Source organism: Halomonas flagellata, from assembly GCF_022487945.1.
In the GTDB taxonomy this organism is placed as follows: Bacteria; Pseudomonadota; Gammaproteobacteria; order Pseudomonadales; family Halomonadaceae; genus Halomonas; species Halomonas flagellata.
Genome location: NZ_JAKVPY010000001.1, coordinates 179,981 through 192,280, shown reverse-complemented (window position 1 = coordinate 192,280; position 12,300 = coordinate 179,981). Strand labels below are relative to the sequence as shown.

The 12,300-nt window shown below is 68.5% G+C and carries 11 protein-coding genes; 4 read left to right on the top strand and 7 right to left on the bottom strand.

Annotated features, from left to right (window positions below):
• Positions 1 to 84 precede the first annotated feature (84 nt).
• Entirely contained in the window at positions 85 to 627 is a 543-nt protein-coding gene (locus MKP05_RS00910) for a DUF2062 domain-containing protein (RefSeq protein WP_240566642.1), read from the top strand.
• A 90-nt stretch (positions 628 to 717) separates the two neighbouring features.
• On the opposite strand, the gene MKP05_RS00905 is transcribed toward MKP05_RS00910, so the two are convergent.
• Together MKP05_RS00905 and MKP05_RS00900 are read right to left on the bottom strand one after the other, a co-directional pair.
• Positions 718 to 1,431 carry an ABC transporter ATP-binding protein gene (locus MKP05_RS00905; RefSeq protein ID WP_110281812.1) on the bottom strand — a complete coding sequence of 238 codons (714 nt, stop codon included), beginning with the start codon at positions 1,429 to 1,431 and terminating at the stop codon, positions 718 to 720.
• 49 nt (positions 1,432 to 1,480) lie between these two features.
• A complete protein-coding gene (locus tag MKP05_RS00900; protein WP_240566641.1) occupies positions 1,481 to 2,722 on the bottom strand; it encodes a lipoprotein-releasing ABC transporter permease subunit in 1,242 nt (413 codons plus the stop codon).
• Between the two features lie 151 nt (positions 2,723 to 2,873).
• Here MKP05_RS00900 and MKP05_RS00895 point away from each other — a divergent pair, with 151 nt between their 5' ends.
• Positions 2,874 to 3,941 (top strand): agmatine deiminase family protein, encoded by a 1,068-nt coding sequence (locus tag MKP05_RS00895; RefSeq protein ID WP_240566640.1) that lies wholly within the window; start codon positions 2,874 to 2,876, stop codon positions 3,939 to 3,941.
• On the top strand, positions 3,938 to 4,840 hold the full coding sequence (locus tag MKP05_RS00890; protein WP_240566639.1) for a carbon-nitrogen hydrolase: 903 nt from the start codon (positions 3,938 to 3,940) through the stop codon (positions 4,838 to 4,840). The genes MKP05_RS00895 and MKP05_RS00890 overlap by 4 nt, the downstream gene beginning before the upstream one ends.
• 184 nt (positions 4,841 to 5,024) lie before the next feature.
• Here the strand turns inward: MKP05_RS00890 and MKP05_RS00885 are convergent, their stop codons facing one another.
• The 4 genes from MKP05_RS00885 to MKP05_RS00870 all read right to left on the bottom strand — a co-directional run bounded on the left by MKP05_RS00885 (position 5,025) and on the right by MKP05_RS00870 (position 10,645).
• The gene (locus MKP05_RS00885) at positions 5,025 to 5,972 is read right to left on the bottom strand and encodes a Nudix family hydrolase (RefSeq protein ID WP_110281816.1); all 948 of its coding nucleotides are present in this window, start codon (positions 5,970 to 5,972) and stop codon (positions 5,025 to 5,027) included.
• A gap of 86 nt (positions 5,973 to 6,058) precedes the next feature.
• Entirely contained in the window at positions 6,059 to 7,288 is a 1,230-nt protein-coding gene (gene argJ, locus MKP05_RS00880; RefSeq protein ID WP_240566638.1) for a bifunctional glutamate N-acetyltransferase/amino-acid acetyltransferase ArgJ, read from the bottom strand.
• 173 nt (positions 7,289 to 7,461) lie between these two features.
• The gene (secA, locus tag MKP05_RS00875) at positions 7,462 to 10,203 is read right to left on the bottom strand and encodes a preprotein translocase subunit SecA (protein ID WP_240566637.1); all 2,742 of its coding nucleotides are present in this window, start codon (positions 10,201 to 10,203) and stop codon (positions 7,462 to 7,464) included.
• 67 nt (positions 10,204 to 10,270) lie between these two features.
• Complete coding sequence (locus tag MKP05_RS00870; RefSeq protein ID WP_110281819.1) at positions 10,271 to 10,645, bottom strand: hypothetical protein; 375 nt, start codon at positions 10,643 to 10,645, stop codon at positions 10,271 to 10,273.
• Between the two features lie 107 nt (positions 10,646 to 10,752).
• On the opposite strand from MKP05_RS00870, the gene MKP05_RS00865 reads away from it, so the two are divergent.
• Complete coding sequence (locus MKP05_RS00865; RefSeq protein ID WP_181421934.1) at positions 10,753 to 11,211, top strand: DUF721 domain-containing protein; 459 nt, start codon at positions 10,753 to 10,755, stop codon at positions 11,209 to 11,211.
• A 121-nt stretch (positions 11,212 to 11,332) separates the two neighbouring features.
• Here MKP05_RS00865 and lpxC read toward each other — a convergent pair whose 3' ends face one another.
• The gene (gene lpxC, locus MKP05_RS00860) at positions 11,333 to 12,244 is read right to left on the bottom strand and encodes a UDP-3-O-acyl-N-acetylglucosamine deacetylase (RefSeq protein ID WP_240566636.1); all 912 of its coding nucleotides are present in this window, start codon (positions 12,242 to 12,244) and stop codon (positions 11,333 to 11,335) included.
• Between the last annotated feature and the right edge of the window lie 56 nt (positions 12,245 to 12,300).

Below are 12,300 nucleotides of genomic sequence, written 5' to 3'. Positions count from 1 at the left end.
AGGCAAGCGTTGGGTGACTGGCATGGCGAGACTCGTGGCTTGTATGGATAATAGCTCGGGTCCCGAAGCAGCGAGTCCGACGACATGCCGCGCCGATTCCTGCAGCGCTACATGCCCCACCCCGACACCCTCAGGCGCCAGCGCTCGCTGCGCTTCATGGGCCACCTGATCGGTAATCCCTCCCTCTGGGTGCTGTCGCGTCGCAGCGTGGCCAACGCCTTCTCCGTGGGACTGTTCAGCGCCATGCTGCCGATCCCCTTCCAGATGATGGTGGCCGCCTTCGGTGCCTGGCTGGTGCGCTGCAACCTGCCGCTGGCGGTGGGGCTGGTGTGGATCACCAATCCGCTGACCATGCCGCTGATCTTCTACGGCAACTACCGGCTCGGCGCCTGGCTGATGGACACCCCGGTCCGGCAGGCGCCGAGCCGCCTGTCGACACGCTGGGTCGCCGAGCAGATGGCCGACATCCTGCCGGCCCTGGCGGTGGGCTCGGTGGCCTCGGCGCTCGTCATCGCGATCCTCGGCAATGTGGCGATTCGCCTCATCTGGCGCTGGCAGGTCTCACGCAGTTGGAAGCAGCGCGCCCGGCGCCGGCGCAAGCGCCGGCGCCAGGAACAGGCCCCCTGACCCGCCAGGTGTCCGGGCCCGCCGCCGAAACCGCGGCGACCGGCGCCAGGGCGCCGGTCGCCGTGTGTCTGGCGGGTCGCGATACGCGACTCAGGCCCGGGGCTGCTCGGCGAGGCGCCCGCCATCGAGCTTGAGCACGCGATCCTGGTGGGCCGCCAGTGCCGGGTCATGGGTCACCACCACGAAGGCGCAGGCGGTGGTGCGCGCCAGCTCATCCATCAGTGCCAGGATGCTCGCCGCCGTGGTCTGATCCAGGTTGCCGGTGGGCTCGTCCATCAGCACCAGGCTCGGGTCGGTGACCAGGGCCCGGGCGATGGCGACCCGCTGGCGTTCGCCGCCGGAAAGCTCACCCGGCTTGTGGTCGGCACGCTCCGCCATGCCCACCCTGGCGAGGATCTCCAGCGCCCGGGCCTCGGCGGCCTTCTTGCGCTGCCCCCGCACGATCAGCGGCAGGGCGGCGTTCTCCAGCGCCGTGAATTCCGCCAGCAGGTGGTGGAACTGGTAGACGAAGCCGATGAGCCGGTTGCGAAAGCGCCCCAGGGCGGCGTCGCCAAGGTTGCGCAGCGACTCGCCGGCGATATGCACCTCGCCCCGGCTGGGGCTATCGAGCCCGCCCAGCAGGTTGAGCAGCGTGGTCTTGCCGGAGCCGGAGCTGCCGACGATGGCCACTCGCTCCCCGGCGTGGACCCGCAGCTCCAGGCCGTCGAGCACGGTGAGGTCCTGGGGACCCTCGCGGTAGATCCGGGTCAGGTCGTGGCACACCAGCATCGGCTGGGCGGCAGCAGCGCTTGGCGCAGCGGACATCGGCGTCTCCTCGTGCGGATCCTGATGGGTACGCGGGTGGAGGCTCGACTCATTCATAACGCAGTACCTCGGCCGGCTGGACCCGCGCCGCGCGCCAGGCGGGATAGAGGGTCGACAGGAAGGTCAGGACCAGGGCGGCGGCGACGATGTCGCGCACGTCGGCCCAGTGGAGTCGGGACGGCAGGTCGCTGATGAAGTAGACCCCGGCATCGAGGAACTGGAAGCCCAGCGTCGACTCGACCCACCCGATGAGATCCGCAATGGTCAGCGCCAGCAGCACGCCGAGTCCCACCCCGACGAGAATCCCGATCGTGCCGATGGCCAGCCCCTGGACGATGAAGATGCCCATGATCGAGCGCGGCGTGGCGCCGATGGTGCGCAGGATGGCGATGTCGGCATGCTTGTCGGTGACCACCATCACCAGGGTCGAGACGATGTTGAAGGCCGCCACGGCGATGATCACCGTGAGCAGCAGCGCGATCATGCGCTTCTCCATCTGGATCGCCTGAAAGAGGTTGCCGTGGGAGAAGGTCCAGTCGAGGCCGCGGTAGCCCGCGCCGAGTTCGTCGATGATGGCCCGGGTCTCGCTGCCGGCCAGGAAGAGATCACTCAGTTCGAGGCGCAGCCCGCCCACCGCATCGCCCATCCGGGCCAGGGTCTGCATGTCCTCGATATTGGCGTAGGCCAGGCCGGCATCGAGATCGGCGCCGACGCTGAAGATGCCGCTCACGTTGAAGCGCTTGAGCCGCGGGAAGACCCCGGCCGGGGTGATCGAGGCCTCGGGCACCAGCAGGGTGACCCGATCGCCCACCCCCACGCCCAGGCGCCGGGCCAGGATCGAGCCGAGCACGATGTTCCACTCGCCGGGCTCGAGATCCTCGAGGCTGCCCCGGCTCATGTGCTCGTCGACGATCGACACCCGGCTCTCCCACTCGGGATCGACGCCGTTGACCAGGGCGCCCTCGTTGCGCCCGCCCACCGAGAACATGCCCTGCTGCTCCACATAGGGCGCGGCGCCGATCACCCGCTCGCGTTCCATCAGCCGCTCGGCCAGCGACCGCCAGTCGGTGAGCCCCCCGGGCGACTCGATCTTGGAGTGCGGCACCATGCCGAGGATCCGGGTGCGCAGCTCGTGGTCGAAGCCGTTCATCACGGAAAGCACCAGGATCAGCACCGCCACGCCCAGCATCAGCCCCAGCATGGAGGTCAGCGAGATGAAGGAGATGAAATGGTTGCGGCGCTTGGCGCGCACATAGCGCAACCCGATCAGGAAAGGCAGGCGGTCGAGCATGGTGTCGTTCCTTGTCAGCGGGGGGTCATGGTACGGTTTTTTGCACGATACTGCATCGGTCGACGAAGCGGATTCCCCGATGCTTGCAACATTGCCGTGCTGGCCCTACATTTCGCCGGCCACGATGATCCACTCGACGAGATTCAGCCCCATGGCCGATCGCCTGCTTCCCGAATGGCACCCCCAGGATGCCGTGCAACTGACATGGCCCGGTCCCGACAGCGACTGGGCCCCGCTGCTCGAGCGCATCGAGGCCACCCTTGAGGCCATGGTGGTCGCCATCGCCCGCTACCAGGCCGTGCTGGTCGGCGTACCCGACGCCGCCACCCGGACCCATCTCGAGCGGCGCTTCGCCCGGCTGGGCGTGGATGCCTCCCGCCTGCACCTGCTGGTGGCCGCCGCCGACGACACCTGGGCCCGGGACCATGGCCCGATCGCCGTGGAGCGCCACGGGGCACCGCTGCTGCTCGACTACGTCTTCACCGGCTGGGGAGGCAAATACGCGGCCGAGCGCGACAACACCCTGACGAGGCGCCTGGTCGAGGCCGGCGTCTTCGCCTGTCCGGTGGTCAGTCACGACATGGTGCTCGAGGGCGGAGCCCTCGACACCGACGGCCAGGGCACGCTGCTGACCACCGAGGCCTGCCTGCTCAACCCCAACCGCAACCCGGGCCTCGACCGCGCGGCGATGGAAGCCCGACTGCAGGCCGACCTCGGCATCACGCGGGTGCTGTGGCTGGCCAACGGCCATCTCGAGGGCGACGATACCGACAGCCATGTGGACACCCTGGCACGCTTCTGTGACCCCGGCACCATCGCCTATGTGCGCTGCGACGACGAGAGCGACCCCCACTACCCGGCGCTGGCCGCCATGGAGGCCGAGCTCCGCGCCCTGCGCCGCCTCGACGGCGAGCCCTATCGACTGGTCCCGCTGCCCTGGCCGCGCCCCTGCTTCGACCCGGTGGACGGCCACCGGCTGCCGGCAACCTATGCCAACTTCCTGATCATCAACGGTGCCGTGCTGGTGCCGGTCTACGGCGACGCCGCCGACACCCGGGCGTTGACCGCCCTGGCCGGCGCCTTCCCCGATCGCGACATCGTGCCCATCGACTGCCTGAGCGTGATCCGCCAGCACGGCAGCCTGCACTGCCTGACCATGCAGCTTCCGGCCGGGACCCTGATCCCTCCCGCCGGCAGCGCCAGAGGAGAAACCCCATGACCCGCCACCTGAAAGTCGGCCTGGTCCAGCAGCCCGCCTGGCCCGACAAGGCGCGCAGCCTGGCCGAGAGCGAGGCCGGCGTGCGCGAGCTGGCCACCGCCGGCGCCGAGCTGGTGATGCTGCAGGAACTTCACGCCACCCACTACTTCTGCCAGTACGAGGACGCCGAGCTCTTCGACCTGGCCGAGCCGCTGGACGGCCCCAGCGGCCAGCGGTTGGCCGCGCTGGCCGCCGAGCTCGATATCGTGCTGGTGGGCTCGCTGTTCGAACGCCGCGCCCCGGGGCTCTACCACAACACCGCCGTGGTCTACGACCGCAAGCTCGGCCGGGTGGGTCACTACCGCAAGATGCACATCCCGGACGATCCCGGCTTCTACGAGAAGTTCTACTTCACCCCCGGCGACGTCGACGAGGCCCGGGGCCAGGGCTTCTCGCCCATCGACACCTCGGTGGGCCGGCTTGGCCTGCTGGTGTGCTGGGATCAGTGGTACCCGGAGGGGGCCCGCCTGATGGCACTCGCCGGCGCGGAGCTGCTGCTCTACCCCACCGCCATCGGCTGGCATCCCCCCGACGACGACGCCGAGAAGCACCGCCAGAAGGATGCCTGGACGCTGATCCAGCGCAGCCACGGCGTGGCCAACGGGCTCCCGGTGGTCGTCGCCAACCGGGTCGGCCACGAGCCCGACCACTCGGGCGTGAGCCCCGGCATCGACTTCTGGGGGGGCAGCTTCATCTGCGGCCCCCAGGGCGAACTGCTGGCCCACGCCGGCGTGCAGGCCGAGCGGCTGCTGGTGACCCTGGACATGACCCGTTGCGAGGAGGTACGACGCATGTGGCCGTACCTCCGCGATCGCCGGATCGATGCCTATGGCGACCTGACGCGGCGCTATCGGGACTGATAACGCCAAGCTCCCAAATCATAGCGGGGTCATGCCGGCGTGAGCGGCGCCGGGGACAGGCCGAAGCGGAGGTCATCCTTCAGGGAAGAAGGATGTAGCGCCCAAGGACGGGTTCACAGCGCCTCCGTGTAGGCCTGTCGCCGGATCAGCCGCGGGAACTGGCCACAAGCGTGCGGTCAGTCGCTTACTTCCAGAAATCCCTGATCGAGGCGATGCCCTGGGCGCCCACCGCACGGGCATGGTTGGCGTCGAAGCGGGTCATGCCACCCAGCGCAAAGACCGGCATGGCGGCGCGCTCGACCAGCTGCTGGAAGTCGTGCCAGCCCATGGGCGCCACCTCCGGATGCGACGGCGTGGTGCGCAGCGGCGAGAGGGTCACGAAGTCGCAGCCGAGGCGGCCGGCCTGGACCAGCTGTGCACGGTCGTGGGTGGAGGCGGAAAGCCACTTGCCCTCGGCGATGGGCCGGCGCTCCAGCGACATCAGTCGTTCGCTGGTCAGATGGATGCCGTCGGCATCGACCTTCTCCAGCAGGCCCGGCTCGCCATTGAGCAGCAGCCGAGCCTCGAAGCGGCGACACAGCGCCAGCGCCTGCTCGGCGCGGGCCAGGTAGGCCGGCTCGTCCAGCGACTTGTCGCGCAGCTGCACCAGCCGCACGCCGTCCTCGACCAGCGCCCGCTCCAGACGCTCGAGGAAGAGCGCCTCGTCCTCCTCCTCGGCGGTGATCAGGTACTCGGTGGGCAGCATCACCGCCCGCAGGATCGGCAGGTTGGCCGCCGGAAACGGGTAGTTGACCAGCTCCGCCATGGGCACCCAGCGTACCGCCTGCCCCTCCCGGCCGAAGGGCTCTCCGGAGAACTCATGGACCTGCCACACATCCAGCAGGATGTGCTTGTCGGCGTATTCGTGGTGGATGCGAATCAGCGGCTGGGCCCGCTGGATCTCCACCCCCAGCTCCTCATGCAGTTCGCGCTTGAGCCCCTCGAGCCCGGTTTCGTAGGGTGCCAGCTTGCCGCCCGGAAACTCCCACAGGCCACCGTGATCGACGTTGGACGGCCGACGGGCGAGCAGCACCGCCCGGCCGTCGGCACTGATGATGGCGGCGGCCGCCACGTGCACCCTTCTCTTCACCATTGCGTTCATTCACTCTTCCAACTTGTCCGCGCGGGCCAGGGCACGGCGCGGGATCTCTGTCTGGCTGTTGGCCACTATCGTGCCGGTCAGCTGCGGTAGTCGGCGTTGATGGTCACATACTCGTGGGAGAGGTCCGAGGTCCAGACCGTGGCGGTCTCCGCGCCGCGCCCCAGGTCGATGCGGATGGCGATCTCCTCCCGGGCCATCACGGCGCTGCCCGCCTCCTCGGTATAGCCGGCGGCACGGCCACCGTTCTCCACCAGCCGCACCTCGCCCAGGTCGATGGTCACCCGCGCCACGTCGAAGTCCTTCACCGGCGCACGCCCCACCGCGGCCAGGATCCGCCCCCAGTTGGCGTCCGAGGCGTAGAGGGCGGTCTTGACCAGCGGCGAATGGGCCACGGTGAAGGCCACGTCCAGGGCCTCCCGCCGGCTCGCCGCCGAGTCGACCTGGAGGGTGACGAACTTGGTCGCTCCCTCGCCGTCGCGGATGATCGCCTGGGCCAGCTCGGTCATCACCCGCTGCAGGCCGTTGCGGAACACCGCGACCTGCTCCTCGCTGGCCACGCTGGCCCCCCGGCCGGTGGCGATCAACATGCAGGCATCGTTGGTGGAGGTGTCACTGTCCACCGTGATGCAGTTGAAGGAGCGATCCACCGTCTCGCGCAGCAACGCCTCGAGCAGTGACTGCTCTATGGCGGCATCGGTGGCCACGAAGGCCAGCATGGTGGCCATGTCGGGACGGATCATGCCCGAGCCCTTGCTGATGCCGTTGATGGTCACGCGGCTGTCGTCCAGCTCCAGGGTCACGCTGGCCCCCTTGGCGCGGGTATCGGTGGTGAGGATGCCCTCGCCCGCCTCGCGCCAGGCCGCGCTCCCCGCGTCGAGTGCCTCGAGCGCCCCGGGCAGGCCGCCGAGCAACCGTTCCATCGGCAGCGGTTCGCCGATCACCCCGGTGGAGAACGGCAAGACGCGCTCCTCGGCCACGCCGCCCAGTCGCGCCAGTTCGGCGCAAGCGATGCAGGCATCGCGCAGGCCGGCCTCGCCGGTACCGGCATTGGCGTTGCCGGTGTTGATCACCAGGTAGCGCGGCCCCTCGCCACGGGCGACACAGGCCGCCAGGTGCTCCCTGGCCACGCTCACCGGCGCGGCGCAGAAAGCGTTGCGGGTGAAGGTGCCCGCGACCCGGGCCCCCTCGGGCATCTCGATCACCACCAGATCACGACGGCCGGGCTTCTTGATGCCCGCCATGGTCGTCCCCAAGCGCAGGCCCTCGATTACCGGCATCTCCGGAAAGGGTGCTTCACCCACTGCCATGGTCTTCTCTCCTGTCTGGAATCCGCTTCGAGCTTCGAGCTTCGAGCTTCGAGCTTCGAGCTTCGAGCTTCGAGCTTCGAGCTTCGAGCTTCGAGCTTCGAGCTTCGAGCTTCGAGCTTCGAGCAACATGGTGTCCTCTGACTCGAGGCCCGCAACACTTGGCCCGTAACCCATCAGCTCAGCTTGCCGCAGCACTGCTTGTACTTCTTGCCGGAACCGCAGGGACAGGGGTCGTTGCGACCGACCTTTGGCCCTTCCCGGCGCAGCGGGCGACCATCGGCTCCCGGCGGCACGGCGGCGGCTGCCCCCGCCTCGCCCTGGGCGACCTCGGGCGCATCGTGACGGCTGTCGGCGGTGGCCTTCTCCCGCTCCAGGGCCGCGCGACGCTGGCGCTCCATCTCCTCGACCTCCTCGGGACGACGCACTTTCACATGGCTGAGGATACGGGTCACGTCGGCCTTGATGTTGCTCAGCAGGGTCTGGAACAGCTCGAAGGACTCGCGCTTGTACTCCTGCTTGGGATTCTTCTGGGCATAGCCGCGCAGGTGGATGCCCCGCCGCAGGTGATCCATCGATTGCAGGTGTTCCTTCCAGCGGGTATCGAGCACCTGCAGCATGACCTGCTTCTCGAAGCGGCGCATCAGCTCGGCACCGGCCTCCTCGACCTTGGCCTGGTAGGTCTCGCGGTGCATGGTCTGGAGGCGCTCGCGCAGTTGCTCCTCGTGGAAGCGCTCGTCCTTCTCGGACCACTCGACCACCGGGGCCTCGAGATTGAACTCGCTGCGCAGGTGCGCCTCTAGCCCCGGCAGGTCCCACTGCTCGGGCAGGCTCTGGGGCGGCACGAACTCGCTGATGGCGAGGTCCAGCACCTCCTCGCGGATGCCCATGACCGCGTCGGAGACGTCGTCGGAGGCGAGGATCTCGTTGCGCTGCTCGTAGATCACCCGACGCTGGTCGTTGGCCACGTCATCGTACTCGAGCAACTGCTTGCGGATATCGAAGTTGCGGCTCTCGACCTTCTTCTGGGCCCGCTCCACGGCGTTGGAGACCATCTTGTGCTCGATCGCCTCGCCACGCTCCAGCCCCAGGGCCTTCATCATGCGTTGCACCCGGTCGGAGCCGAACAGGCGCATCAGGTTGTCTTCCAGCGACAGGAAGAAGCGGGTCGAGCCCGGGTCGCCCTGGCGGCCGGCCCGGCCCCGCAGCTGGTTGTCGATGCGCCGCGACTCGTGACGCTCGGAGCCGACCACGTGCAGGCCACCGGCGGCCAGCACCGCCTCGTGGCGGGCCTGCCACTCGGCCTTGAGCTGCTCGATCTGGGCCTCGCTGGGGTTCTCGAGCTTGGCCGCCTCGGCCTCCCAGTTGCCGCCCAGCACGATATCGGTACCGCGGCCGGCCATGTTGGTGGCGATGGTGATGGCCCCGGGGCGACCGGCCTGGGCGATGATCTCCGCCTCGCTCTGGTGCTGCTTGGCGTTGAGCACGTTGAAGGCAAGCCCCGCCTGCTTCATCAGGCCGGCCAGGTACTCCGAGGTCTCGATCGAGGCGGTACCCACCAGCACCGGGCGTCCGGCCTCCGTCTGTACCCTGACGTCCTCGATGATCGCCTCGAACTTCTCCTCGGCGCTGAGGTAGACCAGGTCATTGAGGTCCTCGCGCACCAGCGGCCGGTTGGTGGGAATCACCACCACGTCCAGGCCGTAGATCTGGCGGAACTCGAAGGCCTCGGTATCGGCGGTACCGGTCATGCCCGCCAGCTTGTCGTAGAGCCGGAAGTAGTTCTGGAAGGTGGTGGAGGCGAGCGTCTGGCTCTCGCGCTGCACGGCCACTCCCTCCTTGGCCTCCACCGCCTGGTGCAGGCCCTCGGACCAGCGCCGGCCCGGCATGGTGCGGCCGGTGTGCTCGTCGACGATCACCACCTGGCCGTCCTTGACGATGTAGTCGACGTCACGGTGGTAGAGGTGGCGCGCCCTCAGCGCCGAATGCATGTGCTGCAGCAGGTTGAGGTTCTGAGCGGCATAGAGGGAGTCCTCGGCGCCGAGCAGTCCCTCGGCCCGCATCAGCTCCTCGATCTTGTTGTGCCCCTCCTCGGTGACTTCCACCTGCTTCTGCTTCTCGTCGAGCAGGAAGTCGCCGCTAACCGGCGCGTCCTGATCCTCCGAGGCCTCTCCCTTGACCAGGTTCACCGCCAGGCGGTCGACCACCTTGTAGAGCTCGGTGTTCTCGTCCACCGCTCCGGAGATGATCAGCGGCGTACGCGCCTCGTCGATCAGGATGGAGTCCACCTCGTCGACGATGGCGTAGTGGAGCCCCCGCTGCACCTTGTCCTCCAGCGAGAAGGCCATGTTGTCGCGCAGGTAGTCGAAGCCGAACTCGTTGTTGGTGCCGTAGGTGATGTCGCAGGCGTAGGCGGCACGCTTCTCCTCGGCGGTCTGGCCGGCGAAGATGGTGCCCACGGACAGGCCCAGGAACTCGTAGAGCGGGCGCATCCACTCGGCGTCACGCCGGGCCAGGTAATCGTTGACCGTGACCACGTGCACGCCCCTGCCCGGCAGGGCGTTGAGATAGACGGCCAGGGTGGCCACCAGGGTCTTGCCCTCGCCGGTCTTCATCTCGGCGATACGGCCACCGTGCAGGGTCATGCCGCCGATCATCTGCACATCGAAATGGCGCATGCCCATGACGCGCTTGCTCGCCTCGCGCACCGTGGCGAAGGCTTCGGGCAGCAAGGCATCGAGGCCCTCGCCCGCCTCCAGGCGCGCCCGGAAGTCGTCGGTGCGGGCCTGGAGCGTTGCATCGTCGAGGGATTCGAGTTCCGCTTCCCGCGCGGTGATCCGTGCGACCTGCCGGGACATGCGCTTGACTTCGCGGTCGTTCTTCGAGCCGACGACCTTGCGTAACAGGGAATTGATCATGAAGGGTCCAATATCTGCGTGTGGCATCGTGCCGGCCCCGGAGTGGCCGGCCGTTCGAGCGGTTCTTTCAGCTTGCCCACGCAGCGGGCGGGCCTCGACGTGTCAGGACATCATGGGCGGCGGTGAGGCGCCGCCGGAGTGGCGACAGGCGGCGCCGGCTCCACCGAGGCGCCGGCGGGGTGCGGCCGGTGCCCGCGGGCCACCGCGTGAGCGCGCGACGGCGGGCCTGGAACCGCGAGCTGGCACGGATCAGGGCCGGGGCCAGGATGCAGATCTGGGCGATCCGCTCGGCGTGGCGCAGGCTCTCGACCTGCCCCAGCCCGGCCGGCAGCAGGCAGCCCACCAGCAGGCCGGCCAGCCACCAGCGCGCCGGGCGGCGCACCACCGCGGGGCGATGGCCGCGGGGGGCGGCGTGGCGGGTGGAGGACTGGACGGTCGGCATGCTGTCGACGAACTCCCGAGCGTGCTAGGCTCTCGCTGTTGGCCGGTTGCCGGCCCCATGACGTGGCCGGATGCGGAGATCAGGGGAAGGCCCCGAGAAACAAGCCCATGAGTATAAAGGTTAAGCGTCCCAGAGCACAGCCCATGTCCCGGCTGCTGGAAGGAAGTGGCGAGCTCGGCTCGCTGATGCGCACGGCACGCCTGATCGAGCGAGCCCAGCAGCATCTGCGCGACCACCTCCCCGAGGAGGTCCGCGAGCACCTCCATGTGGGCGGCTATCGCGAGGGACGCCTCACCCTGATCACCGACCGCGCCGTCTGGCTGACCTGGCTCCGCTACGAGCAGCGCCGCCTGCTGTCGCTGCTGCACCAGCTGCCCGGCTTCGAGGCCGTGACCGGCTTCCAGTTCAAGGTGCGCCCGGTGCGGCCCGCGACCGTGCCGCCTCGCCAGGTCCGCCAGCTTCCCGCCGGGGCCGCCGACGAGCTCTCCAGCTGTGCCGCCGACGTGGAGGATCCCCGCCTCAGGCGCGCCCTTGAACGCCTGGCCTCCCACGCCGAGAAGCCCTAATCCCCCCCGCATCAGGCCCACGAAACGAACGACGCCGCCACCCGATCGGGTGGCGGCGTCTTGCCTTGCCTGACTGCCGGAGAGGGGAGCGCGGCCTGACTGCCGGAGAGGGGAACGCGGATCAGGCCATGGCCGGTGCCGCGTAGGAGATCGGGGCGATCTCGGTCTCGTCCTCGAAGGTCACCAGCTCATACGCCTCGGGTTGCGCCATCAGCGCCCGGCAGAGCTGGTTGTTGAGGGCGTGGCCCGACTTCACGCCGCGGAACTCGCCGATCAGGCTATGGCCCAGCTGGTAGAGGTCACCGATGGCATCGAGCACCTTGTGCTTGACGAACTCGTCGTCGTAGCGCAGCCCGCCCTCGTTCACGATACGGTAGTCATCGACCACGATGGCGTTGTCGAGGCTGCCACCCAGCGCCAGGTTGTTGGAACGCAGGTGCTCGAGGTCGCGCATGAAGCCGAAGGTGCGCGCCCGGGAAACCTCCTTGACGAAGGAGGTGGTGGAGAAGTCGACCATGGCGGTCTGCTTCTGGTCCTCGAAGACCGGGTGGTCGAAGTCGATGGAGAAGGAGACCTTGAACCCCTGATGGGGCAGGAAGATCGCCTCCTTGTCATCCTCGCGCACCACGATCTCGCGCTTGATGCGGATGAACTTCTTGGCCGCCCCCTGCTCGGCGATGCCCGCCGACTGGATCAGGAACACGAAGGGACCGGCACTCCCGTCCATGATCGGCACCTCGGGGGCGCTGACATCGACGTAGGCGTTGTCGATGCCCAGGCCGGCGAGTGCCGACATCAGGTGCTCGACGGTGGCGACCTTGGCCCCTCCCGCGGAGAGGGCGGTACACAGGGTGGTGTCGGTGACGTTCTCGGCACGGGCCGGAATCCGCACCTCGGGATTCAGGTCGGTGCGCACGAAGACGATGCCGGTATCGACCGGTGCCGGCCGCAGGGTCAGGTAGACCTTCTTGCCGGAATGCAGGCCGACGCCGGTGGCGCGGATGACGTTCTTTAGAGTACGTTGTCTGATCATGGGCAGTGGCCAGGCAGTTGTTGATTATCAAACACCGTTCACTATAACACCGAACG